The organism is Bradyrhizobium sp. 137, from assembly GCF_023074095.1.
Taxonomy (GTDB): domain Bacteria; phylum Pseudomonadota; class Alphaproteobacteria; order Rhizobiales; family Xanthobacteraceae; genus Bradyrhizobium.
The window spans coordinates 90,347-115,795 of the sequence record NZ_JADPKU010000099.1 but is presented as its reverse complement, the minus strand read 5'-3'; the positions used below and the strand labels follow the sequence as shown (position 1 = coordinate 115,795).

The following is a 25,449-nucleotide window of genomic DNA, read 5'->3' as shown; positions in this document are numbered from 1 at the left end:
ACCGGCAGTCGATAATTGAAATCGGCCTCGTTGCGCGTCACCATCCCCGAGGGGACGTTTTGCAATAGGGGACTTTGCGCATGAACGTGCTTTGCCGCCTCGCACTCATTGTCCTTTTCGCTGGAATTTCCCGACACACCGCGGCCGATACGCCGGAACTCATCACATCTCTTAAGCAAGGCGGCTACGTGCTGGTGTTTCGGCACACCGCCACCGATGACAGCCAAAAGGACGTCTACCCTTTCAAATTCGACGACATGAGCGCGCAGCGCCAGCTCAGTGAAAAGGGCAGGGACATGGCGCGTCAGATCGGGACAGCGGTCAAGGATCTCGCGATTCCGATCGGCGAGGTCTACACCAGCCGGCTGAACCGCGCGGTCGAGGCGGGCAAGCTGATCTCCGGCCGCGAGGTCAAGCCGATCGATGCGTTAACGGACAGCAGCAACGCCAGTGCCTCGGGAATGGCCAACCCGACGGGTGCAAATGCAAAGGCGGGCCAAGCCGTGCGTCATCTCGTCGATACGCCGCCGAAGGCCGGCACCAACACGTTCCTGATCACCCATAAGACGAACATCGCCGATGCCTTCGGCAAGGAGGCCGGCGACGTGCAGGAAGGCGAAGCCTTCGTCTACAAGGCCAGCAGCTCCGGCCCCGCCATCTTTGCGGGGCGCATCAGGCTAGCGGACTGGAATACGAAGGCAGGCAAGTGAGCCAACCAGCGGCGGCGTGCCAGCTAGGGTAACGGCCAGGTCGGGAGCCGAGCATGCCCCGTGCCGTCGGGCGGGACTCAGTCCGTCGGCATGCGAAAGAAAACGCGGCGCAGTAAGCTTATCAGGCGGCGCTCGGTCGGCTTTGAAGATGGTGTCCGCTTTTGCCGCGCGCTTGCAATGTGGGCACACGAAAAGATGCGCGATGATCGGCGTCGGCTCGTCCGCCAGCAGTTCGGAGCGAAACCACTTCATCTCGATGTGGCAGTCCGGGCAGATCGGAGCTTCAAGCTGCTCCGCAGCGCTTCTGAGACGATCAACCATAGTGCCTCTCCGCCGTTCTTGAAGGCATAGCGGAATACCGATTTTAGGTCTGCAACAAAAGACACTCAGCCCAACCAGCCAGGGGGGCCATGTTCACCGGCGCGATTACAACCGCCTGAGCGCCACGCTCTCCACCGTGTGGTCGGCGCCCTTCTTCAGGATCAGCGTCGCGCGGGGCCGGGTCGGCAGGATGTTGTCCTCGAGATTGGCGAGATTGGTGCGCTCCCAGATCGCGATCGCGGTGGCGGTGGCTTCCTCATCCGACAACAGCGCGTAGCGGTTGAAGTAGGATTTCGGGTTGGTGAAGGCGGTGTCGCGCAGCGCCAGGAAGCGCTTGATGTACCATTGCCGCAGCGCCGCCTCGTCGGCGTCGATATAGACCGAGAAATCGAAGAAGTCGGAGACCACAGGCACCGCCTTGCCGTCGCGCGGCAGCTTGCCCGTCTGCAGCACGTTGACGCCTTCGACGATCAGGATGTCGGGCTGGTCGATCTCGGCCCACTGGTTCGGCACGATGTCGTAGGTCAGATGCGAATAGACCGGCGCGCGCACATGACGACGTCCGGACTTGATGTCGGAGAGGAAGCTGAGCAGCAGTGGCAGGTCGTAGCTCTCGGGAAAACCCTTCTTCTGCATGATGCCCTGCCGGTCGAGCACCGCGTTGGGGTAGAGAAACCCGTCGGTGGTGATCAGCTCGACCTTCGGGCGCGGCGACCAGCGCGCCAAGAGGGCCTGGAGCACGCGGGCCGTGGTGGATTTGCCCACCGCGACCGAGCCGGCAACGCCGATGATATAGGGCACCTTGCGGTCGCGGATGTTGAGGAATTGCCGCTCGGCGTAATACAGGCGCTGCATCGCATCGACGTAGATCGAGAGCAGGCGCGACAGCGGCAGGTAAATGTCCTCGACCTCCTGGAGGTCGAGGCGGTCGTGCAGCGAGCGCAGCCGGTCGAACTCGCCCGGCTCCAGCGTCATCGGCGTGTCGTCGCGCAGGCGCGCCCATTCTTCGCGCGTATAGACGCGGTACGGATTATACTGCTGCTCGGGTGCGCGGATATCCATGACGCGATCTTTCCACCTCGGCTAGTTGCCGCTCTTGCGCGACGCCTTTTCTTCCAACCCTGACATCGACGTCCGCTTGTCCAGCGCGGCCTCGACCTCCTCCAGCTTTACGCCGCGGGCCTTGAGCAGCACAAGGAAATGGTAGAGCAGATCGGCGCTCTCGGCGATCAGATGCGCGCGATCGTTTTCGACTGCTGCGATTACGGTTTCGACTGCCTCCTCACCGAACTTCTTGGCGCAATGCTCGGCGCCCTTGTCCAGAAGCTTGCGGGTATAGGAGGCCTCGCCACCGGCGGCCGCGCGGGCATCGATGGTCTCGGCCAGATCATGGATCGTGAAACGCGGCATACGGAATACTCGGAAAACGCGATACGGCCGAACGAGCCGTCCCGCACGGCTCGTGTAGCACTTTTACGAACGGGAGTCGTCAGGCATCGAGGCGCATGGGCAGCCCGCGCCGTGCCATGTGCTCCTTGGCTTCGCGGATGGTGAATTCCCCGAAGTGGAAGATCGAGGCCGCCAGCACGGCGGTGGCGTGCCCGTCGCGGATACCGTCGACGAGATGGTCAAGATTGCCGACGCCGCCCGAGGCGATCACCGGAACGGAGACGCTGTCGGCGATCGCGCGGGTCAGCGGAATGTCAAAACCCTGCCTGGTGCCGTCTCGATCCATCGAGGTGAGCAGGATCTCGCCGGCGCCGAGCGAGACCACTTCCTGGGCATATTCGATGGCATCGATCCCGGTCGAATTGCGCCCGCCATGGGTGAAGATCTCCCAGCGGTCGCCGCCCGGACGCTTGACGCGCTTGGCATCGATCGCCACCACCACGCATTGCTCGCCGAATTTTTCGGCCGCTTCCTTGACGAACTCCCGCCGCGATACCGCGGCGCTGTTGATCGAGACCTTGTCGGCGCCGGCGCGCAGCAGCGTCTTGATGTCGTTGACCTCACGCACGCCGCCGCCGACGGTGACAGGCATGAAGCAGGCTTCTGCCGTGCGCCGGACCACATCAAGCATGATGCCGCGGTTCTCGTGGGTCGCAGTGATGTCGAGGAAGGTAAGCTCGTCGGCCCCAGCGGCATCATAGGCGATTGCGGCTTCGACAGGGTCGCCGGCATCGCGCAAATCGACGAAATTCACGCCCTTGACGACCCTTCCGTCCTTGACGTCGAGGCAGGGGATCACGCGCACCTTGAACATTGCATGCCTCCTAGCGCGCGTTACGGATCAGGGCGAGGGCGGCGGCGGGATCAAGCCGGCCATCATAGAGCGCGCGGCCGGCGATCGCGCCGGCGAGCTTCTTGGCGCGCGGCGTCAGCATCGCCTTGACGTCCTCGATCGAAGCAAGGCCGCCGGAGGCAATCACCGGAATCGAAATCGCGTCCGCCAGCGCAATGGTCGCGTCCAGGTTCAGGCCCTTGAGCAGACCGTCGCGCGCGATGTCGGTGAAGATGATGGCGGCAACGCCGGCGTCCTCGAACCGCTGCGCGATCTCCAGCACTGTGACCTGCGAGGTCTCGGCCCAGCCTTCGACAGCGACCTTGCCGTCGCGGGCGTCTAACCCGACTGCGATGCGGCCGGGGAATTGCTTCGCCGCCGCCTTCACCAATTCAGGGTCGCGCACCGCGGCGGTGCCGATGATGACGCGGGTGATGCCCTTGCCGAGCCAGGCTTCGACGGTCGCGAGATCGCGAATGCCGCCGCCGAGCTGCACCGGAATCTTGATCGTCTTCAGCATCACCTCGACGGCCTGCGCATTGACCGGCTTGCCGGCAAAGGCGCCGTCGAGATCGACGACGTGGAGATACTCAAAGCCCTGCGCGGCGAAGCTCTGCGCCTGCGCCGCGGGATCGAGATTGAACACGGTGGCGCGCGCCATGTCGCCTTGCTCGAGACGCACGCACTGGCCGTTCTTGAGATCGATCGCGGGGAAGAGAATCATGTCGCACCTGCTCCCGTCCCCATCGCAGGAACGGACCTGTCAGCTATGCACTCCGTCATTGCGAGCGCAGCGAAGCAATCCAGACTGCCGCCGCGGAAAGACGCTGGATTGCTTCGCTTCGCTCGCAATGACGAGGTGAAAGCCGTCGAATCCATCACGGTTTCCATCGCAAAAAGTTCGAGATCAGGGCCAGCCCGAACCGCTGGCTCTTCTCGGGATGGAATTGCGTGCCGATCGCGGTGTCCTTCGCGACGATCGCGGTGACGGGCCCGCCATAGTCGGCGCGCGCCAGCACGTCCGCCTCGTTGGCGGGGTTCAGGTGATAGGAGTGCACGAAATAGGCGTGCTGGCCCTTGGGGCCAAGCGGCAGCTTGTTCAGCACCGGATGCTCGCGCAGCACCTCGAGCGTGTTCCAGCCCATGTGCGGGATCTTCAGGTTTTCGTCGCGCGGCGTGATCTTCTCGACGTCGCCGCCGATCCAATTCAGCCCCTCCGTCGTGACGTGCTCCTTGCCGCGGCTCGCCATCAATTGCATGCCGACGCAGATGCCGAAGAACGGCCGCGCCTTGACGCGCACCGCTTCGGTGATGGCCTCAACCATGCCGTTGACGGCGTCAAGTCCGCACCGGCAATCGGCGAAAGCGCCGACGCCCGGCAGCACCAGACGGTCGGCGCTGTAGGCCTGGTCCGGATCGCTGGTAACGAATACCTTTTGCGGGTCCTCCAGGCTGCGCGCGGCACGTTCGAAGGCCTTGGCGGCGGAATGCAGATTGCCCGAACCGTAATCGATGATGGCGACGCTCATCTTGACCCTCCCGGTTCTGGAAACAACCCAATGATGCCGCCCGCCGGCAACGGCGGCGGGTTCGAGAATTGCTGACCCGGCACGCTACGGGTCGGCGGCGGGCCGCCGCGATCGACGGCCCATTGATCGTTGACGATGCCGTGCTGCTTCTGGCTCCAACGTTCGAAGAAGCGATGCTCGGCAGTGTCTTCCTTGTCGGCAATCACGACGTCGAGCTGCCGCCATTTGCCGCGTGAGAGAGTCCAGCGGCGCAGGCTCGAGGCCTCGAAGCCCATCAGCAGCGCGACGATGATATTGGCGAAGAAGATCGAGCTGCGTCCAACACTCAGGCTGGACAGCCCCGCATTGAACGCGGCCACGAAGATCACCCAGCCGATCAGCGCCAGCCACAGCCGATTCCACAGCAGCCAGAGCGGGCCGAAGATCATCGCCCAGAAGTGGAAGCCGTCGCGCACGAAGACGAACTTGTCGGTCGCGCGCAGATCGGCTCCGGCAGGGGAGGGAGCATGAACTGTGTAGACAGGCATGGTGATGCCCCGTTCTCTAAATTCAGTGATACCGCAAGCGGCGCGTGCCGCTGGCTGGAGATGTCACCCGCCGAGCGAGCCCTTGGTGGACGGGATTTCGCCCACAGCCTTCGGATCGATCGCGACAGCGGTGCGCAGCGCCCGCGCCAGACCCTTGAAGCAGGACTCGGCGATATGGTGGCTGTTATCGCCATATAGTGTCTCGACGTGGAGAGTCACGCCGGCGTTGATGGCGAAGGCCTGGAACCACTCGCGCACCAGCTCGGTGTCGAACTCGCCGATCTTGTCGCGGGGAAAGTCGGCCTTGAACACCAGGAACGGGCGGCCCGAGATGTCGATGACCACGCGCGACAGCGTCTCGTCCATGGGCATGTGCACGCTGGCATAGCGGGTGATACCCGCCATGTTGCCGAGCGCCTGCTTGACCGCCTGGCCGAGCGCAATGCCGGTGTCTTCGGTGGTATGGTGATGATCAATGTGCAAGTCGCCTACCGCCTTGACCGTGAGGTCGATGCGGGAATGGCGGGCGAGGAGATCGAGCATATGGTCGAAAAAGCCGATGCCGGTCGCGATATTGGCCACGCCGGTGCCATCGAGGTTCACGGTGACCTCGATGTCGGTTTCCTTGGTCTTGCGCTTGATCGTCGCGGTGCGCATTGAAGGCTTTCGCTTTCATTTCAGCATGGTCTTGGTCGGAAAAGCGGTATCCGCTTTTCCAAATCATGCTGTTCGGGGCCGAAAACGCCGGTCTTTTACCAGCCAAATGACGCCTTCGCTACTGCGGGAACGGCTAGCCGGGCCTCTACTTCTGCCTATGGTGAGCGAATTAGGCCCGGAGCGGCCGTTGTGCGCCGGTTGTCCCTTTTGCCCCGACCGCCTAAATCAGGCCGACAACGAGGGTCATTCATGCAGGATTCCCAGAACAGCTCGCCTAGCTGGCACGGCACCACGATTTTGACGGTCCGCAAGGGCGGCAAGGTGGTGGTTGGCGGCGACGGCCAAGTCTCGATCGGCCAGACCGTAATCAAGTCCAACGCCAAGAAGGTCCGCAAGCTCGGCAAGGGCGACGTCATCGGCGGCTTTGCCGGCGCCACCGCCGACGCCTTCACGCTCTTTGAGCGGCTGGAGAGCAAGCTGGAGCAATATCCGGGGCAGCTGACCCGGGCCGCGGTCGAGCTCGCCAAGGACTGGCGCACCGACCGTTACCTGCGGCGGCTGGAGGCCATGATGATCGTGGCCGACAAAGACGTCTCCCTGGTGCTGACCGGCACCGGCGACGTGCTCGAGCCTGAGGCCGGCGTGATGGCGATCGGCTCCGGCGGTAATTATGCGCTGGCGGCGGCCCGCGCCCTGCTCGACACCGATAAGGACGCCGAGACCATCGTCCGCCGCTCCCTCGACATCGCCGCCGACATCTGCGTCTACACCAACCGGAATGTAACGATCGAGAGCCTCGCGAGCGGGTAGGCGGAGCTTCATTTGTCCGAAGGCTTGTCCGAATGCTCGGTGCAACCTCTCCCGCTTGCGGGGGAGGTCGGCGCGAAGCGCCGGGTGGGGGCTCTCTCCTCTGGGGGATTGTCCCATTGCGGAAGCACCCTCTCCCCGACGCTCTCCCGCAAGCGGGAGAGGGAGCGCAGTGCCACCGTGGCTGCTAGATGACGCCCACCTACACCTTCCGCGCGATGACAACGGCCGATCTGCCGCTGATCCGGCGGTGGCTGGGCGAAGCGCATGTGCGGGAATGGTGGGGCGATCCGGACGAGCAGCTTGAGCTGGTCAGCGGCGATCTTGACGAGCCGGCGATGGACCAGTTCATCGTCTTGGCCGACAACAAGCCCTTCGGCTATCTTCAGTGTTACCGGCTGACGGCCTGGAATACGGGCTTTGGGCCGCAACCGGAGGGCACGCGTGGGATCGACCAGTTCATCGGCGAAAGCAACATGATCGCGCGCGGCCATGGCTCGGCCTTCATTCGCCAATTCGTCGACGCGCAGCTGCGCGCCGGTCTGCCGCGGATCGTCACCGATCCTGATCCGCTCAACACACGCGCGGTACGCGCCTATGCGAAGGCCGGCTTCGTCCGCGACCGCATGGTCGAGACGCCGGACGGACCGGCGCTGTTGATGGTGCGTCAACCGTGACGCTGGCGAACACGCAACGGAGCAAGCTCGCCGTACCCCCGCAAGCCTGGCTCGGCATCGCGCTGTTGCTGCTGGCGTTACAGGCCTCCATCCTGTTCGCGGCGGGGCGCGTGCCGATCTGCACCTGCGGCTATGTGAAGTTGTGGCATGGCGCGGTGAACAGCTCGGAGAATTCGCAACAGGTCGCCGACTGGTATAGTTTCTCCCACGTCCTGCACGGCTTCCTGTTCTACGGCCTGACCTGGCTGCTGTTCGCGCGACTGCCCGCGCTGCCTTTGTCATGGCCGGCGCGGCTGATCATCGCCATGCTGATTGAAGGCGCCTGGGAAATCGTCGAGAACTCGCCATTCATCATCGAACGCTACCGTGCCGGTACGATTTCGCTGGACTATTACGGCGACAGCATCGTCAATTCGGTCTCTGACACGCTGTTCATGGTGCTGGGCTTCCTTGCCGCACGCCTGCTGCCGGTCCCGGCAACGGTGGCGATCGGGCTCGCCTTCGAGATCGTGCTGGCGCTCCACATTCGCGACAATCTGACGCTGAATATCCTCATGCTGATCCATCCGATGGAGGCCGTGAAGCAATGGCAATCCGGGCCGCCGATCATCTGATGGCCGAAAAAAGCGGCTTGTCCCGGCCGGAAACTGACCCTAGCTAAGGTGCCATGACAGACTTCTCTCCCCGCGAAATCGTTTCTGAACTCGACCGTTTCATCGTCGGCCAGGCCGATGCCAAGCGCGCCGTCTCGATCGCGCTGCGCAACCGCTGGCGGCGGCAGCAGCTCGAAGGCTCCTTGCGCGAGGAGGTGCTGCCGAAAAACATCCTGATGATCGGCCCCACCGGCGTCGGCAAGACGGAAATCGCGCGGCGGCTCGCCAAGCTCGCGAATGCACCCTTCCTGAAGGTGGAAGCGACCAAGTTCACCGAAGTCGGCTATGTCGGCCGCGACGTCGAGCAGATCGTGCGCGATCTCGTCGAGGTCGCGATCGTCCAGGTGCGCGAGCGCAAGCGCAAGGACGTGCATGCGCGGGCGCAGCTCGCGGCCGAGGAGCGTGTGCTCGATGCACTGGTCGGCGCCAATGCCTCTTCCGCGACGCGAGAATCGTTCCGCAAGAAGCTGCGTGCCGGCGAGCTCAACGACAAGGAAATCGAGATCGAGACGCAGTCGTCCGGCGGCGGCATGCCGATGTTCGAGATCCCCGGCATGCCGGGCGCGCAGATGGGCGCGATCTCGATCGGCGACATCTTTGGCAAGCTGGGCGGCCGCAGCAAGACGCGACGGCTGACGGTGGAGGGCTCGCATGAAATCCTCGTCAACGAGGAATCCGACAAGCTCTTGGACACCGAGCAGCTCACGCTGGAGGCGATCAGCGCGGTCGAGAACAACGGCATCGTGTTCCTGGACGAGATCGACAAGATCTGCGCGCGCGACGGCCGCGTCGGCGGCGACGTCTCACGCGAGGGCGTGCAGCGCGATCTCTTGCCGCTGATCGAGGGCACCTCGGTCTCGACCAAGCACGGCGCGGTCAAGACCGACCACATCCTGTTCATCGCCTCCGGCGCCTTCCATGTCGCAAAGCCGTCCGACCTGTTGCCGGAGTTGCAGGGCCGGTTGCCGATCCGCGTCGAATTGCAGGCGCTGACCCGCGACGACATGCGCCGGATACTGACCGAGCCCGAAGCCTCGCTGATCAAGCAATATGTCGCCTTGATGCTGACCGAAGGCGTGACGCTCGACATCACCGACAGCGCGATCGATGCGCTGGCCGACGTCGCGGTCGCCGTCAATTCCACCGTCGAGAACATCGGCGCGCGGCGGCTCCAGACCGTGATGGAGCGGGTGCTGGACGAGATCTCCTTCACCGCTCCCGACCGCAATGGCGAGACGGTCCGGGTCGACGCCGATTACGTGCAGAAGCACGTCGGCGACCTCGCCAAAAATGCGGATTTGAGCCGGTTTATTTTGTAATTCCGAGCTCCCGCGCTATCTAGGAGCGTCGTCCTGGCGAAGGCCAGGACCCCACCCCCGGCGGTCCTTGTTGAAACAGATGGCGACTTCGATCTCGGCTCAAACGACCTTCTGTGGTTACGGGTCCGGGATCAGCGCTCGCTATGCTCGCTTGTCCGGAACGACCGCTGAGATTGACGCGCGCCGAGTGCCATATGCGCGCTAGCATCCCGCAAAACCCCTGGCGCCTGCTGCTCGCGATCAACACCGCCGTCCTCGTCGGCGTGTTCGTTCACAAGATCCAGCTGCCGCCTTACGTTCCCTATATCCACCTTCTCGTCGACTACCATTTCGGCTTCATCAAGCGTGCGCTGATCGGGGCGATCGTCGCGCTGTTCACGGCGAAGGTGCCGGTATGGCTGGTGTTCGCGCTCGGCGGCGCGACGTGGCTGGCAACGCTGGGCCTTTACGCAAGACTGTTCCAGAACACGTTCGGCTTCACCGCGAAGACGCTGCCGTTGTTCGTCTTCACCGCGGGCTCGCCGTTCTTCCTCAAGAACTTCATGCACACGCTCGGCCATTTCGACATCTATGGCTGTGCGCTGGCGATCGTCCTGCTGCTGATGCCGGCGGGCTCATCGCTGTTCGTGGCGACGGCTGCGCTGTTCTCGATCATGCTCGTCCTGATCCACCACATCCATCTCTTGATGTATGTGCCGACGATCATCACCATCGTCGTGATCAGACATTACCTGGCTTGCGGCTGCCATCGCACCAACGTCGCGTTCGGTGTTGCCGCCTTCGCGATCGTCTCCGGATTGTTCTTCGCGGCGCAATTTGTGGGAACGATGCCGATCCCGGAGGCGGAATTCGTCGCCTATCTCAAGAGCCGGATGGCCGATCCATCCCGCACCGACCTGCTGCAATTCAGCTACATCTGGTATCAGCCGCTGGCGAAGGAGGTTGCCGACACCTGGGGCCGGCTGCCGCACAACATCCTCGGCGTGCCGGTCTTCGCGCTTTTGATCTGGCTGCACACGCCGTTATGGCGCTTCTTTGCGAACCTGATCGACGCGCTCGCCAGCGTGACTCATCGCCGTCTCGTGATCGCGGCGCTGATCGGCGTCAGCCTCGCTTATCTCGTGATGTTCGCGATGGTGTTCGACTATTCGCGCTGGATCTCGAACTGGGCGGTCTGCATGTTCCTGATACTGCATGCGGTGAAGATGCTGCCCGCCGCGCGGAAGGCGCCGCCGATTCAGGCGGAGGATCGCAACACCAATATCTTCGGCCTGATCATCACGCTGATCCCGCGGGTCGGAATCATCCGGCCGTTTTAGGAGGCGCGCTCCCTCTCCAGCTTACGGGAGAGATTTAATGCCTCGCCCGCCGAATTCGCACATACAGCGCACCTTCGCCGCCGTGGCCGATATGGGCCTCCTCGAAGCCGACGACGAAGGCGCGGAATTCCGGCAGGCTCAGCCATTCCGGCACCTGGCGGCGGAGCACGCCGCTTTCGCCACCGCTGCGGCCCTTGCCGGTGATGACCAGGACGAAGGTCAGGCCATCGTGATGGGCGCGGTGCAGGAAGCCGGTCAGCGCACGATGGGCACGCGTCTGGGTCATGCCATGCAGGTCGAGCCGCGCCTCGATCTCGCGTCGTCCGCGCGACAACTTTGCGCGCTCGCGCTTGCCCAGCGGCGCCAAGGGCGGCACGGACGGTTTTGCCACGCGCGGCGCCGGGACAGCTGCGACCGGCCTTGACGGTGACGCAGGTCTGGCCGCCTCGGCGGCAAGCGAGGATTCAGCGCGCGGCGCGGCGGGCGCCTTCGGCGCCCGAAGCTTCCTCAGCGGCTTCACCTGTTTTGCAACGAGCTCCCACAGCTCGCGCTCCTCCTCGCTCAGGGCGCGGCGACGCGGCACGGGGCGGGGCTCCAGCACGGGCGGACGGGATGATCGCTTCATTGCTGCCGAAGCGAACGATTCTTCACCGGCCGCTGCGGTTCGCGAACGGGCTCGATCGCTGGACGCGGCACCGGTAGCGGGACGGAACCGGCAGTGGCGACCGTTTCGTTTTTGTCGACCGTCGCCGCAGCAGCACGAGAGGCGGGCTTCGCCGGATCGGTCTGCGGAAACAGCTTTGCGATCTTTTCCGACGGTCGCGGATCCGGCACCGGCAATCGCGCGCCGCGCACACTGGGATCGAGGCTCTTCGGCACCAGCATCACGAAATGCATGGGATGGCGCAACCGCCCGGAGACGCGGCCGGCATCCGCGCCCGCGCCAAAATAAAGGTCGGCGCGCGCAGGTCCAATGATGGCCGAGCCGGTGTCCTGGGCGATCATCAGCCGGTGGAACGGCGTCTTGGCGCGCTCGGACTCGATCGGCAGCTCGCCCTCGATGAAGAACGGCGTGCCGTAGACGTGCAGCGATTTGTCGACCGCGATCGAGCGGCCGGCCGTCAGCGGAATTCCTTGCGCGCCCACCGCCTCCTCCTTGTCGGACAGATTGACCTCGCGGAAGAAGATGTAGGCGCGGTTCTGGCGGCGCAATTCCTTCGCCCCATCCGGATTCTGCGCCATCCATTCCCTGATCTTCTGCATCGACATCTCTTCCTTCGGAATGATGCCGCGCTCGATCAGGATGCGACCTATCGCCGTGTAGGGATAGCCGTTATAAGCGTCGTAATTGAGCCGGACCGTGCCGCCGTCGTCGAACTTGATCCGTGCCGAACCCTGGATCTGTGCGAACAAGAGATCGGTCGGGTCCTTGAGCCAGGCGATCTCCAGCCCGCGGCCGGCGATCTTGCCGTCCTCGATCTCGCCGCGGTCGTAATAGGGCACCAGCTTGCGGCGACCGATCTTGCGATAGACCGGGCCCTTGTTGGGCAGGCTGACCGAGTCCTGCTTGTAGCCACGCACGAACAGGTTGGAGGGCCGGCGATAGACCGGAACGTTGTAAACGTCGGTCTGGGTGTGCGATCCCTCGAGCACGGGCTCGTAATAGCCGGTGACGAAGCCGTCGGGCTCACCGAGACGGGAGATGCGCAGCGGCGCAAAATTCTGCTCGAAGAAGGTCTTGGCTCTGGCGTCGTCGGTGAGTTCGAGCGATTTGGCGACCCGGCAGGGCTCGCTCAGCGAAGCGCCGAGTGCTTTGGCTTCGGCTTTCGGCTCGGACGCGCCGGTCTGCGTGTTGATCGAACGGCAGCTCGCGCGGAAGGTCTTGTAGGCGGCGAGATGATTATCGTCGCTCCAGCCCTTCACGTCCGCCCAGGCCAGCGGCAGATATTGCGCGCCGGGAATCTCGAACGGCAGCGAAAGCTGCGGATAGGGCAAGGCGCGCGGCGGGGCGGCAGGCAATGTTGGAAGATGACGGTGGTGACTGCGGTAGTGGCGCCGCGCCGCCTCGGCGCCGAGCGAAAACGACGACAGCACGACGACACCTGCGCAAAGCGCCGTCGCGCTGGTCTTCAAGAAGATCTTAATTCGCGCTTCCGGTACCAACCAGCTTCCAGTTCGGATCGCGAGAGGAGGTGTCGCGGGCGAAAGTCCAGATGTCGGTGATGTCGGCGACCGTGTCGGCGCTGCCGTCGACGATATTGCCGGCCTTGTCGCGGGTGACCGAGATCATCTGCGAGACGAAGCGCACGGTGAGCTGGGCGGTGCGGTCGCGCAGCTCGGCGCCGACGAGCTCGGCCTTGTCGATCGAGACGAAACGCGTCTCGGTCTTCTGCTCGTTCTTCTCGCGCTCCTTGATCGCGGCGTCGAAACTCTCATAGACTTCCGGCGACAGCAAATCGCGCAGCGCGCGGCGGTCGCCGTTGGCGAAGGCCAGCACGATCATCTCATAGGCGCCACGGGCACCCGAGATGAAATGGCGTGGGTCGAAGGTGGAATCCTTGTCGACGATGGCGTCGAGACCCTGAGCGAGCGGGGTGCCCGGCTCGGCCAGGCCCTTCCAGCGGTCGGTGGGCGGGGTCGGCTCGGCCGTCGGTGCCAGCGGGGCCTGGTCGATCACCTTACCCGGCATGGTCACGACGTTCTTGTCCTGGGCACCTTGGAGCGCGTTGCGGTCGAACGGCGGCCGTTCGCTGCCGGTGCGCTGCCCCAGCACACTGCGCAGCCGCAGAAAGATGAAGACCGCCAGCGCCAGGAAGATGATGGTGTAGATGTCCACGTCGTATTCGCTTTCTGGTCTTTTCCGAGGGTCTCTTTATCAGAGGGTCCTTGCCGGGAAAAATCGATCCGGCCAGTAGACCGTTCCATAGGGGAACGGCAAGTCTACATCACCATTTCAGGTCCGCGCGTCTGGTCCCTGGGATGTAGGCACGAAATCTTGCCCGGCCAATGGCGCCTTTTGGCACAGTGCCGAGTGTAGCGCGTTTTATGCCCAAGGGGAAACCCGATCCTGCCCGGAAATCGCGCTTCTTCAATCGTTTAGGGCGCAATTTCGCGCAAAAGACCGGGGTGAACGTCACAGTTGCGGGCGCGACTCCGATCCCTCACCTGGGGGTCGTTCGTCCTTGTGGAATGAGGCGGCCCTATGTTAGCCAACCGCCGCGAAATTCAGCCCAAATCGGGTAAGGAGAGACTTTCATGACCAACGGTAACGGCACCCCTCCCGAGGCGGCCCAGGCTCCCCAGCTCAACGTGCTGGCGCAATATACCAAGGACCTCTCGTTCGAAAATCCAAACGCGCCGAGCTCGCTCCAGCAGCAGAGCCAGCCGCCCCAGATCAACATCCAGATCAATGTCAGCGCCAACAATCTCAGCGAACATGAGTTCGAGGTGACGTTGTCGGTCGAGGGCAAGGCCGAGGCCGCGAGCAAGGTGATGTTCTCGTTCGAGCTCGCCTACGCCGGCGTGTTCCGGATCGCCAATGTGCCGAAGGAGAATTTGCATCCGCTGGTCATGATCGAGTGCCCGCGCCTGCTGTTCCCGTTCGCCCGCGAGATCATCGCGACCGCGGTCCGCGACGGCGGGTTCCCGCCGCTGATGCTGGATCCGGTCGACTTCGTCGGTCTGTATCGTCAGAACATGGAGCGGCAGATGGCCGCTCAGGGCCAAGCCGGTCAGGCCTGACCGGCCGCCACGGCAGCTGGAGCGGGCAGGTACTCGTTCCAGATCGCCTTGTCGCCGAGCGTTGCGATGAAGGTGCGATGGGCCTCGCGTTCGGCAGCAGAAACCCGCGGCGCGAGCGGCACCAGGCGTTGCCGCCGCGGCGCTTCGCCACTTGCGCTGACGCGAATTTCCTCGGTTTCCGAGGCCAGCAGCAACTGCGACTGCCGCGCCCCGACCAGGTCGACATAGACCTCGGCCAGAAGCTCGGCATCGAGCAACGCACCGTGCTTGGTGCGGTGTGAATTGTCGATCGCGTAACGCGAGCAGAGATCGTCGAGCCGGTTGGACACGCCGGGATGCTTGCGCCGTGCCAGCAGCAGCGTGTCCACCAGCCGCTCGCGCGGGATCGCTGCGCGCTTGATCCGGTCGAGCTCGGCGTTGATGAAGCTGATGTCGAACGAGGCGTTGTGGATCACCAGCGGCGCATCGCCGATGAATTCCAGAAACTCGTCGACGATCTCGTGGAACAGCGGCTTGGTCGCCAGAAATTCGGCCGACAGCCCATGCACTGCAAAGGCCTCGGCCGGCATGTCCCTTTCAGGGTTCATGTAGCGGTGAAAGGTCTGTCCGGTCGGCATGCGGTTGAATATCTCGACACAGCCGATTTCGACCAGGCGATCGCCGCGGAGCGGATCGAGGCCGGTGGTTTCGGTATCGAGAACGATTTCGCGCATGATCGAGATGGCCGGTGTAAAATCGGCGAATCAGGCTCGCCGCTGCGGCATCTTAACGACCTCGGCCAGGATGTGCTTGATTTGCGCCCGCACCGGCTCAAGTCCGTGTGACGTATCCACTACGAAATCGGCGCGCTTGCGCTTTTCGGCGTCGGGCATCTGCTTGGCGATGATGGCATCGAGTTTTGCTTCGTCCATCGTTCCCCGCGCCAGCACCCGCTCGCGCTGAAGTTCCGGCGAGGTCGAGACCACGACCACTGCGTCGACCCGTTTCTCGCCACCGGTCTCGAACAGGAGGGGAATGTCCAGGACCACGACGGGGACCTTGGCCGCTTCCGCATCGGCAAAGAATTTTTGCCGGGAGGCGCCGAGCATCGGATGGACGATCTGCTCGAGCTTCTTGATCGCGGCAGGATCGTGCACCACGCGCGCGGACAGTTTGGACCGGTCGACCTTGCCGTTGATGGTCGTGCCGGGGAAGGCAGCCTCGATCGCGGGAGCCGCTTCGCCCTCATACAAATGATGAACTGCGGCATCGGCGTCGTAGACGGGAACACCGGCCTCGGCGAACAATTTGGCGGTGGTGGATTTGCCCATCCCGATCGAGCCGGTCAATCCCAGGATCCGCATCAGCGCCCAGCCTGTCTGTCGTTTACACCGCAACTAGCCGCTCGCGGCGCAGGAACGCAAGCAGCGGCAGCAGCGGCAGGCCGAGGATGGTGAAATGATCGCCCTCGATGCGCTCGAACAGATGGATACCGAGACCCTCGAGCTGGTAGGCGCCAACGCTGGTGGTCACGGCAGCGCCGGCGGCGTCGAGATAGGCCGTAAGCTCCGCTTCCGTCATTTGCCGCATCGTCATGCGGGCCACGGAAACATCCTCGAAAACAATCCTTCCGTCATGCGCCACCGCCACCGCCGAATTCAGCTCGTGGCTGTTGCCGGAGAGATCGCGCAACTGCGCCATCGCCTGGGGACGGCCAGCGGGCTTGTTGAAGAGGTGCTCGCCAAGAGCCAGCGTCTGGTCGGCGCCTATTACATAGCTTCCGGGATGATAAGCCGAGACCGCCTTGGCTTTCTCACGCGCCAGCAGCAGGGCGATCTCGCGCGGGTTTGAGAGTTTCGACACCGCCTGGATGCCGCGCTCATCGATAGCAGCCGTGACGGCCACGAATTCGAGTCCAGCATTCGCCAGCAGCATTTTCCGCGCGCTGCTCTGCGAGGCCAGGATCAGCGGAGATGTGCCGCGCCACAGACCCATTGCGACAACTATTCCGAGGGCCGGTTGCGTTGGCGATCGGTGTAGAGCTTCATGATCGCCGCGGCGGTTTCCTCGATCGAGCGCCTTGTGACATCCAGCAGTGGCCAGTCATGCTTGGCGCTGAGCTTGCGTGCGAATGCGACCTCCTCGGCGACCGCTTGCTTGTCGGTATAGGTATCACTGCCGGAATTGGCGCCCATGGAGAGCAGGCGGTTCTGGCGCACCTGAATCAGGCGTTCCGGCGTCGCATGCAGGCTCACCACCAGCGGCCGCGTCAGGGTTTCCAATTGCGAGGGCACCGGAATGCCCGGAACCAGCGGCACATTGGCGGTGCGGATGCCGCGATTGGCGAGGTAGATCGACGTCGGCGTCTTCGAAGTGCGGGACACACCCACCAGCACCACGTCAGCTTCGTCGAGGCCTTCGACATGCTGCCCATCGTCGTGGATCATGGTGTAGTTCAGCGCGTCGATGCGCTTGAAATATTCCGCGTTGAGCACGTGCTGGGCGCCGACGCGACCTGTGGTCGCGGCACCGAGATAGGCTTCGAACAGTTGCATCACCGGGCCGATGATCGACAGGCTCGGAACGTTGATCTCCTTGCACTTGTTCTCGAGCCTGAAGACCAGATCCTTCTCCAGCAGCGTGAACAGCACGATGCCCGGCGCCTCCTCGATCTCATCGAGTACGCGATCGAGCTGCTTTTGGCTGCGCACCAGCGGATAGACGTGCTCGACCGGCGTCACGTTGGCGTATTGGGCCGCGACCGCGCGGGCCACGGTGATCAGCGTCTCACCCGTGGAGTCGGAGACGAGGTGCAGATGGAAATAATTGTTCGAGGTCGGCACAAAAACCCTTTGTATGGAGGCGGTGTGATTTGTGGATTTCTGTGGAGCTTAACCCCTCGGAAAGGGTTGCGCGACAGGAGGGGCGGGACAACGGCCAATTTTCTTCACACCGCTGCCCGTCAGGACAAGTTTGCCGGTCCTCCGCGACGGCAACGGGATTGCGCGGACAAGCCTCTTGATAAGCTGCCGACAGGCGGGCGCAAGCCCCTGAACGCGGGTCAATTATTCCGACAGGGCAGACTGGCGCAGGATATGTTGATGGATGTGAACAAGCGCGCGTGAAGCCGCGGACGGAATTGTGTGAGTCCAATCCACGGTCACATAGACTCAAACCTTAAGAATCTAAGATTCTAGATTTGAGGAAGGCGCTACGGACGGATAAGTGTGCAGGGTAAGACCTTAACGAGTTCTTACTATCCCCAGCGTTTGGAATGCTCGGCAGGAATCCGGGGCGGCACATGTTTGAAGACCTCTATCTCTGGATCAAGGCGCTGCACGTGATCGCCGTCATCGCCTGGATGGCGGGCATGCTCTATCTGCCACGGCTGTTCGTCTATCATTCGGAGACCGAAATCGGCTCGAAGCAGTCCGAAACGTTCAAGATCATGGAGCGCCGGCTACTCAAGGCGATCATCAACCCCGCCATGATGGTCACTTGGCTGGCCGGGCTTTATCTCGCCTGGTCCGGCCATTGGTTCACTTCCGGCTGGCTGCACGTAAAACTGGCACTGGTCTTGGCAATGTCCGCGGTCCACGGCTTTTTTTCCCGCTGGCTGACGGATTTCGCCCGCGACCGGCGCCCGCGGACCCAGAAATTCTATCGGATTATCAATGAGGTGCCGACAGTCCTGATGATTTTCATCGTGATCATGGTGATCGTGAAGCCGTTCTAGGCAACGCGCGCGACGAATCCCTCGGCGCTTCGGCTTGCGGAGCAGGAAGCGATTTTCTATATTATCGGTATCCCACCCAACGCAGGCGGATGTGGTTGTGTCTGAGCTTTCCAGAGGCCGGACACCGCATCAGGTTTGAAGCCTCACCGGCACTCTCCTTGCCAGACCTGCGGACCTTACCTTCTCACGTCCGCATTTCAGCCTCCTCGCACCCCTTCCAAGGTTACCCCACAGGACCACCCCAATGCGGGAAATTAAACTTCAGGACCTCAAGTCGAAAACCCCGGCCGAGCTGGTCTCGTTCGCGGAAGAGAACGGGGTCGAGAATGCCAGCACCATGCGCAAGCAGGAGCTGCTGTTCGCTATCCTCAAGCAGCTTTCGCTGGCCGAGACCGACATTGTCGGCGAGGGCGTCGTCGAGGTGCTGTCCGACGGCTTTGGCTTCCTCCGCTCGCCCGATGCAAATTATCTGCCGGGTCCGGACGACATCTACGTTTCGCCCTCGCAGATCCGCCGGTTCGGCTTACGCACCGGCGACACCCTCGAAGGCCATATCCGCAGCCCGAAAGAGGGCGAGCGCTATTTCGCGCTGCTGAAGGTCAACACGCTCAATTTCGAGGATCCGGAAAAGGCCAAGCACAAGGTCAATTTCGACAACCTCACGCCGCTGTTTCCGAATCAGCGCTTCCGCATGGAGATCGACGATCCCACGCGAAAGGATCTCTCCGCACGCGTGATCGACATCGTCGCGCCCATCGGCAAGGGCCAGCGCGCTTTGATCGTCGCGCCGCCGCGCACCGGTAAAACCGTGCTGATGCAGAACATCGCGCATTCGATCACGCACAATCACCCCGAATGCTATCTGATCGTGCTCCTGATCGACGAGCGCCCGGAAGAAGTCACAGACATGCAGCGTTCGGTGAAGGGCGAGGTGGTGTCCTCGACCTTCGACGAGCCGGCGGTGCGCCACGTCCAGGTCGCCGAGATGGTGATCGAGAAGGCCAAGCGCCTGGTCGAGCATGGCCGCGACGTCGTGATCCTGCTCGATTCGATCACGCGCTTGGGTCGTGCCTACAACACCGTGGTGCCGTCATCCGGCAAGGTGCTGACCGGCGGTGTCGATGCCAACGCGCTCCAGCGCCCGAAGCGTTTCTTCGGCGCCGCCCGGAACATCGAGGAGGGCGGCTCCCTGACTATCATCGCGACGGCACTGGTCGATACCGGCAGCCGCATGGACGAAGTCATCTTCGAAGAGTTCAAGGGCACCGGCAACTCGGAGCTGATCCTGGACCGCAAGGTCTCGGACAAGCGCACCTTCCCGGCGATCGACATCTCGCGCTCCGGCACCCGCAAGGAGGAGCTCATCACCGATCCGCAGGTGCTCAAGAAGATGTACGTGCTCCGCCGCATCCTGAACCCGATGGGCACCATGGACGCGATCGACTTCCTGCTCGACAAGCTGCGCTCGACCAAGAGCAATTCGGAGTTCTTCGACTCGATGAACACCTGAGTGCAGTGCAACGGAAAGTGGAGGGCGCCCTGGGGCGCCCTTTCTTGTGCAGCTTTGCTGCAGTGAACCTGCAGCATGGCAAGAGGCTTGTTACATAGCCCGTTTTTATTTAAGTCATTGATATAGTACGATAATGTTTTCAATTCGGTGAGCCGACCGAGTTGAACGGCTGCGTTCTGCAGCAAAAATGCTGTGCCAATATTGCACTGCAATGCAATCTTCTGCTGCGGGATGTGGCGCAGCAAAATCATGCCGCCTGGCGTTCGAAATGGAGGTTTGCCTTTTCTCCGGCAGCCGGACAAATAGGCCATGCATCCGCAAGACCAGACCATATTTGCGCTGTCGTCCGGCCGTCCGCCAAGCGCGATTGCGGTGGTGCGCGTCTCCGGGCCACGGGCTGGCTTGGCGCTGACGACGCTGGCGGGTGAGCTGCCGGCGCCGAGGCACGCCAGCCGCAGGTTGCTCCGTGACGCCGTGGGCCAGCCGATCGATGATGCGGTCGTGCTCTGGTTTCCGGGGCCGGCAAGTGCGACCGGCGAGGACGTCGCCGAATTCCACGTCCATGGCGGCCGCGCTGTGCTCTCGGCGCTCCTCGCTGCAATTTCTGCTATCCCGAACACGCGAGCGGCCGAGCCCGGCGAGTTCACGCGACGTGCATTCGAGAACGGCAAGCTCGACCTCACCGAGGCCGAGGGCCTCGACGATCTCATCCACGCCGATACCGACCGCCAGCGGCGTCAAGCGCTGCGCCAGTTGCAGGGCCTGCTCGGCAATCGTGCACGCGATTGGCGCGAACGTATCATCGAAGCTTCGGCCTTGATCGAAGCCGGCATCGATTTCTCGGATGAGGGCGACGTGCCTGCCGAGCTTCTGGCGCCCGCCGTCAAGGCGATCGGAGCGCTGCATCGCGAAATTGCAGAAGTTCTTGCGGCACAGGGCCAAGCTGAACGGCTGCGCGATGGCCTGGTGGTCGCGATCGCAGGCGAGCCGAATGTCGGCAAGTCGACGCTGATCAATCAGCTCGCACGCCGCGAGGTTGCGATCGTCTCGCCGTACGCTGGCACCACACGCGATGTGATCGAGGTGCAGCTCGATCTCGACGGCTACCCCGTCACGCTGATCGACACCGCCGGCATTCGCGAGACCGACGATCCTGTCGAGCAAGAGGGCGTGCGCCGGGCACGGGCCAGGGCCGAAGACGCGGATCTCGTGCTGTGGCTGGTGGAGGGATCGCAGACCATCGATCCGGACGCGACGCGGTTGCTGCGGAAGGCCGGCGGCGGGAATGGTCCGTCTGGCGGCTCGATCTGGATCGTGCGCAACAAGGTCGATCTCGGCGGGGCTGGGGGATCGGGGCCGCGGGACGAGTTCGCGATCTCCGCGAGCCGGGGCGATGGCATCCCTCAGCTGGTCGATGCTCTCGTGAAATTCGCCTCTGAATTCTTCGGGAGCAGCGAGGGTGCATTGGTGACCCGGGCACGCCAACGCGAGCTGTTGCGCCAAGCGGCAGACAGCTTGCGCCGGAGTTTGGAGCTTGTAGAAGAGGGCGAAGAGCTCGCCGCCGAGGAATTGCGTGCCGCGGCCTATGCCTTGGGCCGGCTGCTGGGCCGGGTGGACGTGGAAGACGTGCTCGGCGCCATTTTCCAGAAATTTTGCATCGGAAAGTAGGATTAGTTCTTCATTGTAGAGCTAGCCTTTGTTCCACTCTTTGCGTTTCACGTGAAACACATGCTGTGGTTCCTTTGCCTCGTGAAACGGTTGGGGCGCCGGCCGCCCTTACGGGCATCACTGCACGATAATCCAGACTGCCCACGAAAGATTCTGGGATCGCGTCGCCGCGATATCTTTTGATCATTTCAGTGATTTTGTTTCACCTGAAACGCAGCAGGTTCAATAGCTCGTCTACTGTGCATGGGGTTGTTTTCGCGAAATCGCTTTCCCCTCGAATGCTCCGTTTCACGTGAAACATCTCCGCCTAGTTTCCACTTCCGGCTTTCACACCTCTGAGCTAGAAGTTGGCTCATGCGAACAGAGCGAGAGAACTACGACGTCATCGTCATTGGCGGCGGTCACGCCGGCTGTGAGGCCGCGGCGGCTGCTGCTCGGATGGGTGCAACAACCGCTCTTGTGACGCATCGTTTCTCGACCGTAGGCGCGATGTCCTGCAACCCCGCCATTGGGGGTCTCGGCAAGGGCCATCTGGTCCGCGAAGTCGATGCGCTCGATGGTCTGATGGGCCGGGTCGGCGATGCCGGCGGCATCCAATTTCGTGTCCTCAACCGCCGCAAGGGTCCGGCTGTCCGTGGTCCTCGCGCTCAGGCCGACCGAAGGCTTTATGCGGCCGCGATGCAGGCCGCGGTCCGGGAGACCGAGGGTCTTTCCGTCCTCGAGGGGGAGGCTGAGGAGCTGATCGTGGTGGAAGGCCGGGTCATCGGTCTGCGCCTGGCCGACGGCCGGGAGCTTCGGGCAGGGGCGATAGTCGTCACCACCGGCACCTTCCTGCGCGGTCTGATCCATCTCGGCGAGAAGAATTGGCCCGCCGGTCGCGTCGGCGAGGCACCGGCGATGGGCCTTTCTGGCTCCTTTGAGCGCGCCGGCTTCACCCTCGGGCGGCTGAAAACGGGGACTCCTCCCCGCTTGGACGGCACCACGATCGATTGGTCGGCCGTCGAAATGCAGCCCGGAGACGAACCGCCTGAGCCGTTCTCGGTGATGACGGAACGGATCACGACCCCGCAGATCCAGTGCGGCATCACCCGGACCACCTCGGTGACCCATGAGGTGATCCGCGCCAATGTCCATCGCTCCCCGATGTATTCCGGCCAGATCAAGAGTTCCGGTCCGCGTTATTGTCCGTCGATCGAGGACAAGATCGTCCGCTTCGGCGACCGTGACGGCCATCAGATCTTCCTGGAGCCGGAAGGGCTCGACGATACAACTGTCTATCCCAACGGCATCTCGACCTCGCTCCCTGAGGAGGTCCAGCTCGCGATCCTCGCCAGCATTCCCGGCTTGGAGCGGGTGAAGATGGTCCGTCCGGGGTACGCCATCGAATACGACCACATCGACCCCCGCGAGCTCGATCCGACCCTCCAGACCAAGCGTCTGCGCGGTCTGTTCCTGGCCGGGCAGATCAATGGCACCACCGGATACGAAGAAGCCGCCGGGCAGGGCATCGTGGCAGGCGTCAACGCAGCGCTCTCCGCCAGCGGGGCGGCGCTAACGGTGTTCGACCGGGCGGATGGCTATCTGGGTGTGATGATCGACGATCTCGTCACCCGCGGGATCAGCGAGCCCTATCGGATGTTCACCTCCCGGGCGGAATACCGGCTGACGCTGCGGGCCGACAATGCGGATCAGCGTCTCACCGAGAAGGGCATCGCCTTGGGGTGTGTCGGCAGTGCCCGCATGCAGCATCATCGCGCCAAGATGGGTGCGCTGAACGCAGCCCGCGCGCTCTCGAAGTCGCTTGCGATCACCCCGAACGAGGCGATCAAGCACGGACTCTCCCTGAACCGCGATGGCCAGCGCCGGTCCGCCTTCGAACTGATGGCCTATCCGGATATCGGCTGGAGCCAGGTCCGGGCGATCTGGCCGGAGCTGTCGGCGATCGACCCCATCATCGCGACCCACCTCGAAACCGACGCCAAATACGACGTCTATCTGGAGCGCCAGAGCGCCGACGTCGAAGCCTTCCGGCGCGACGAGGGTATGGTGCTGTCGGAGGTCGATTATCAGCAGGTCCCCGGTCTCTCCAATGAGGTGCGGACCAAGCTGGAGAAGGCCCGACCGTTCACGGTCGGCCAAGCCGGCCGGATCGATGGGATGACGCCGGCGGCGCTCGGCATTCTCGCGGCCTACCTGCGGCGCGAGGCACGGAAGACCTCGAAGGCGATTGCATAGGCGTTTCACGTGAAACAGCGCGGGCCGGGAGGCGGCAGATCGTCATCAGGAAAACCTGCGGCGGGCGAGGGTGGCGGTCGATGGCCCGAGCCGAGGCTGATCAGACCGAAGATCGACCACGCCGGCACCAACGATCAATCGCTGGACGCCGTCATCGCTGCCGACAAGATAGCGGCGCTCAAGCTCGCGCCTGTTTCACATGAAACGGAAGACCGGCTCGATCGCTACATCGCCTTGCTCCGCGAGTGGCAGGCCAAGACCAACCTGGTCGCGCCCTCGACCCTGCCGCACCTCTGGACCCGGCACATCGCCGACTCGCTTCAGCTCGTGGATCTCGCACCGGCGGCAAAACGATGGGCCGACCTCGGGAGCGGCGGTGGCTTCCCGGGCATCGTCCTGGCCTGCGCCATGGCCGGGAGGCCCGATGCTCGCGTCCATCTTGTCGAGCGAATCGCCAAGAAGGCCGCGTTCCTGCGCGAAGCGATCCGTGTCACCACATCTCCGGGAGTCGTACATCTCGCTGAAATCGGGGATAATGTGGATAGAATCACCGGCCCCGTCGATTGCGTCACCGCGCGTGCGCTCGCTCCGCTACATCAACTCATCGGCTTTGCGGAGCCGCTGATACGCCAGGGCGCAAAAGCGTTATTTCTCAAGGGTCAAGATGTAGAGGCTGAATTGACCGAAGCCGCTAAATATTGGAATATTCGGCCTCAGCTTCATCCAAGCCGCACCGGCGACGGCTGGATCGTGGAACTGACGTCTGCCGAACGGCGCGGGTGAGGCGTTCAGGGGCCTGAGTGGGGAATTTACGATGACCGTGATTGACGAGCCGCAGCAAGAACAGACCCCTCAAGAACAGGCAGCGGAGGTGCCGCATGGCCACCCGCGCATCCTGGCGCTGGCAAATCAGAAGGGGGGCGTCGGAAAAACAACCACAGCGATTAACCTCGGCACGGCGCTCGCAGCGATTGGCGAACGCGTCCTGATCGTCGATCTCGATCCGCAGGGCAACGCCTCGACCGGCCTCGGCATCGATCGCCGCAACCGTAGCTGTTCGATCTACGACGTGCTGGTCGGCGAAGCCGCCTTGCGCGAGGCTGTGGTCTCGACCGCGGTGCCGCGGCTGCACATCGCGCCCTCGACCATGGATCTCTCCGGCCTTGAGCTCGAGCTCGGCACCACGCCCGGCCGCGCCTTCAAGCTGCGCGACGCCATCGGTGCGCTCAACAACAATGTCTCTCCGGATGCCGACTACACCTACGTGCTGATCGACTGCCCGCCTTCGCTCAACCTGCTCACGGTCAACGCGATGGCGGCGTCCGATGCGATCCTGGTACCGCTGCAATGCGAATTCTTCGCGCTCGAAGGTCTGTCGCAATTGCTGCAGACCGTGGAGCAGGTGCGCTCGACGCTCAACCCGAATCTGTCGATCCACGGCATCGTGCTGACCATGTTCGACTCGCGTAACAACCTCTCGAACCAGGTCGTCGCCGACGTCCGCCAGTTCATGGGCGAGAAGGTCTACAAGACCATGATCCCGCGCAACGTGCGCATCTCGGAAGCGCCGTCCTACGGCAAGCCGGTGCTGGTCTACGACCTCAAATGCGTCGGCAGCGAAGCGTATTTGCGGCTCGCCACCGAGGTGATCCAGCGCGAGCGCGAGCTGCGGACCACGCATTGACGAGGCCGTAGGGTGGCAAAGGTGTCTTCGCCGGGTCCACCGTCTTCCGCACACACTGGTGGGCACGCTTCGCTTACCCACCCTACGTTTCGAAAT

General features: G+C 63.2%; 28 protein-coding genes. 13 read left to right on the top strand and 15 right to left on the bottom strand.

Translation table 11 applies throughout. The annotated features are described in order from the left end of the window. Window positions 1-80 precede the first annotated feature (80 nt). Window positions 81-710, top strand: a complete 630-nt coding sequence (locus tag IVA78_RS26105; protein ID WP_247468675.1) for a histidine phosphatase family protein — start codon at window positions 81-83, stop codon at window positions 708-710. On the opposite strand, the gene IVA78_RS26100 is transcribed toward IVA78_RS26105, so the two are convergent. The 8 genes from IVA78_RS26100 to hisB form a co-directional block, all read right to left on the bottom strand. Then, entirely contained in the window at window positions 678-1,031 is a 354-nt protein-coding gene (locus IVA78_RS26100) for a hypothetical protein (RefSeq protein ID WP_247421421.1), read from the bottom strand. The genes IVA78_RS26105 and IVA78_RS26100 overlap by 33 nt on opposite strands. 105 nt (window positions 1,032-1,136) lie before the next feature. Continuing rightward, entirely contained in the window at window positions 1,137-2,093 is a 957-nt protein-coding gene (gene coaA, locus IVA78_RS26095) for a type I pantothenate kinase (RefSeq protein ID WP_200497031.1), read from the bottom strand. Window positions 2,094-2,114: 21 nt separating this feature from the next. Continuing rightward, window positions 2,115-2,441, bottom strand: coding sequence for a phosphoribosyl-ATP diphosphatase (locus IVA78_RS26090; protein ID WP_247276591.1), 327 nt, complete (start codon window positions 2,439-2,441; stop codon window positions 2,115-2,117). A gap of 79 nt (window positions 2,442-2,520) precedes the next feature. Continuing rightward, complete coding sequence (gene hisF / locus IVA78_RS26085; protein ID WP_145630398.1) at window positions 2,521-3,294, bottom strand: imidazole glycerol phosphate synthase subunit HisF; 774 nt, start codon at window positions 3,292-3,294, stop codon at window positions 2,521-2,523. A gap of 10 nt (window positions 3,295-3,304) precedes the next feature. Further along, a complete protein-coding gene (gene hisA, locus IVA78_RS26080; RefSeq protein ID WP_247421417.1) occupies window positions 3,305-4,036 on the bottom strand; it encodes a 1-(5-phosphoribosyl)-5-[(5-phosphoribosylamino)methylideneamino]imidazole-4-carboxamide isomerase in 732 nt (243 codons plus the stop codon). A gap of 154 nt (window positions 4,037-4,190) precedes the next feature. Then, the gene (gene hisH, locus IVA78_RS26075) at window positions 4,191-4,841 is read right to left on the bottom strand and encodes an imidazole glycerol phosphate synthase subunit HisH (protein WP_247421415.1); all 651 of its coding nucleotides are present in this window, start codon (window positions 4,839-4,841) and stop codon (window positions 4,191-4,193) included. Then, the gene (locus IVA78_RS26070; RefSeq protein ID WP_247421412.1) at window positions 4,838-5,368 is read right to left on the bottom strand and encodes a DUF2628 domain-containing protein; all 531 of its coding nucleotides are present in this window, start codon (window positions 5,366-5,368) and stop codon (window positions 4,838-4,840) included. Before IVA78_RS26070 ends, hisH begins: the two co-directional genes overlap by 4 nt. A 63-nt stretch (window positions 5,369-5,431) precedes the next feature. Then, window positions 5,432-6,025, bottom strand: a complete 594-nt coding sequence (gene hisB, locus IVA78_RS26065; protein WP_247421411.1) for an imidazoleglycerol-phosphate dehydratase HisB — start codon at window positions 6,023-6,025, stop codon at window positions 5,432-5,434. 249 nt (window positions 6,026-6,274) lie between these two features. Here hisB and hslV point away from each other — a divergent pair, with 249 nt between their 5' ends. The 5 genes from hslV to IVA78_RS26040 all read left to right on the top strand — a co-directional run bounded on the left by hslV (window position 6,275) and on the right by IVA78_RS26040 (window position 10,800). Further along, entirely contained in the window at window positions 6,275-6,835 is a 561-nt protein-coding gene (gene hslV / locus IVA78_RS26060; protein WP_247276596.1) for an ATP-dependent protease subunit HslV, read from the top strand. 188 nt (window positions 6,836-7,023) lie between these two features. After that, a complete protein-coding gene (locus IVA78_RS26055) occupies window positions 7,024-7,509 on the top strand; it encodes a GNAT family N-acetyltransferase (RefSeq protein WP_247421408.1) in 486 nt (161 codons plus the stop codon). Then, a complete protein-coding gene (locus IVA78_RS26050; protein WP_247421406.1) occupies window positions 7,506-8,123 on the top strand; it encodes a DUF2585 domain-containing protein in 618 nt (205 codons plus the stop codon). Before IVA78_RS26055 ends, IVA78_RS26050 begins: the two co-directional genes overlap by 4 nt. A 53-nt stretch (window positions 8,124-8,176) precedes the next feature. Continuing rightward, window positions 8,177-9,481 carry an ATP-dependent protease ATPase subunit HslU gene (gene hslU, locus IVA78_RS26045; RefSeq protein ID WP_247276599.1) on the top strand — a complete coding sequence of 435 codons (1,305 nt, stop codon included), beginning with the start codon at window positions 8,177-8,179 and terminating at the stop codon, window positions 9,479-9,481. Between the two features lie 194 nt (window positions 9,482-9,675). Further along, the gene (locus IVA78_RS26040; protein WP_247468525.1) at window positions 9,676-10,800 is read left to right on the top strand and encodes a hypothetical protein; all 1,125 of its coding nucleotides are present in this window, start codon (window positions 9,676-9,678) and stop codon (window positions 10,798-10,800) included. A gap of 34 nt (window positions 10,801-10,834) precedes the next feature. Here IVA78_RS26040 and IVA78_RS26035 read toward each other — a convergent pair whose 3' ends face one another. The 3 genes from IVA78_RS26035 to IVA78_RS26025 are packed head-to-tail and all read right to left on the bottom strand — an operon-like array spanning window position 10,835 to window position 13,636. Continuing rightward, window positions 10,835-11,425, bottom strand: coding sequence for a Smr/MutS family protein (locus tag IVA78_RS26035; protein WP_247421401.1), 591 nt, complete (start codon window positions 11,423-11,425; stop codon window positions 10,835-10,837). After that, entirely contained in the window at window positions 11,422-12,963 is a 1,542-nt protein-coding gene (locus IVA78_RS26030; protein WP_247421400.1) for an MltA domain-containing protein, read from the bottom strand. The genes IVA78_RS26035 and IVA78_RS26030 overlap by 4 nt, the downstream gene beginning before the upstream one ends. Beyond that, the gene (locus tag IVA78_RS26025) at window positions 12,941-13,636 is read right to left on the bottom strand and encodes a Tim44/TimA family putative adaptor protein (protein ID WP_247421396.1); all 696 of its coding nucleotides are present in this window, start codon (window positions 13,634-13,636) and stop codon (window positions 12,941-12,943) included. Before IVA78_RS26025 ends, IVA78_RS26030 begins: the two co-directional genes overlap by 23 nt. 419 nt (window positions 13,637-14,055) lie before the next feature. Between IVA78_RS26025 and secB the strand changes: the two genes are divergently transcribed. Further along, window positions 14,056-14,541, top strand: a complete 486-nt coding sequence (gene secB, locus IVA78_RS26020; RefSeq protein WP_247276604.1) for a protein-export chaperone SecB — start codon at window positions 14,056-14,058, stop codon at window positions 14,539-14,541. On the opposite strand, the gene dnaQ is transcribed toward secB, so the two are convergent. Genes dnaQ through IVA78_RS26000 form a run of 4 tightly spaced genes read right to left on the bottom strand, consistent with a single transcriptional unit; the run spans window position 14,532 to window position 17,363 of the window. Further along, entirely contained in the window at window positions 14,532-15,254 is a 723-nt protein-coding gene (dnaQ, locus tag IVA78_RS26015; RefSeq protein WP_247294896.1) for a DNA polymerase III subunit epsilon, read from the bottom strand. The genes secB and dnaQ overlap by 10 nt on opposite strands. 30 nt (window positions 15,255-15,284) lie before the next feature. After that, complete coding sequence (gene coaE / locus IVA78_RS26010; RefSeq protein ID WP_247421389.1) at window positions 15,285-15,884, bottom strand: dephospho-CoA kinase; 600 nt, start codon at window positions 15,882-15,884, stop codon at window positions 15,285-15,287. 22 nt (window positions 15,885-15,906) lie between these two features. Next, window positions 15,907-16,515, bottom strand: coding sequence for a Maf family nucleotide pyrophosphatase (locus IVA78_RS26005; RefSeq protein WP_247421387.1), 609 nt, complete (start codon window positions 16,513-16,515; stop codon window positions 15,907-15,909). A gap of 8 nt (window positions 16,516-16,523) precedes the next feature. Beyond that, a complete protein-coding gene (locus IVA78_RS26000) occupies window positions 16,524-17,363 on the bottom strand; it encodes a pyruvate, water dikinase regulatory protein (RefSeq protein WP_247276608.1) in 840 nt (279 codons plus the stop codon). A 458-nt stretch (window positions 17,364-17,821) separates the two neighbouring features. Between IVA78_RS26000 and hemJ the strand changes: the two genes are divergently transcribed. The 6 genes from hemJ to IVA78_RS25970 all read left to right on the top strand — a co-directional run bounded on the left by hemJ (window position 17,822) and on the right by IVA78_RS25970 (window position 25,353). After that, window positions 17,822-18,256: a protoporphyrinogen oxidase HemJ gene (hemJ, locus tag IVA78_RS25995; RefSeq protein ID WP_247421385.1), complete on the top strand. Its 435-nt coding sequence runs from the start codon at window positions 17,822-17,824 to the stop codon at window positions 18,254-18,256. A 244-nt stretch (window positions 18,257-18,500) separates the two neighbouring features. Further along, entirely contained in the window at window positions 18,501-19,766 is a 1,266-nt protein-coding gene (rho, locus tag IVA78_RS25990) for a transcription termination factor Rho (protein ID WP_247276610.1), read from the top strand. Window positions 19,767-20,075: 309 nt separating this feature from the next. Further along, window positions 20,076-21,434, top strand: coding sequence for a tRNA uridine-5-carboxymethylaminomethyl(34) synthesis GTPase MnmE (mnmE, locus tag IVA78_RS25985; protein ID WP_247421383.1), 1,359 nt, complete (start codon window positions 20,076-20,078; stop codon window positions 21,432-21,434). 354 nt (window positions 21,435-21,788) lie between these two features. Next, the gene (gene mnmG, locus IVA78_RS25980; RefSeq protein WP_247421381.1) at window positions 21,789-23,669 is read left to right on the top strand and encodes a tRNA uridine-5-carboxymethylaminomethyl(34) synthesis enzyme MnmG; all 1,881 of its coding nucleotides are present in this window, start codon (window positions 21,789-21,791) and stop codon (window positions 23,667-23,669) included. A gap of 141 nt (window positions 23,670-23,810) precedes the next feature. Next, window positions 23,811-24,452 carry a 16S rRNA (guanine(527)-N(7))-methyltransferase RsmG gene (gene rsmG / locus IVA78_RS25975; protein ID WP_247421603.1) on the top strand — a complete coding sequence of 214 codons (642 nt, stop codon included), beginning with the start codon at window positions 23,811-23,813 and terminating at the stop codon, window positions 24,450-24,452. A gap of 31 nt (window positions 24,453-24,483) precedes the next feature. Further along, window positions 24,484-25,353: a ParA family protein gene (locus IVA78_RS25970; RefSeq protein WP_247468522.1), complete on the top strand. Its 870-nt coding sequence runs from the start codon at window positions 24,484-24,486 to the stop codon at window positions 25,351-25,353. Window positions 25,354-25,449 lie beyond the last annotated feature (96 nt).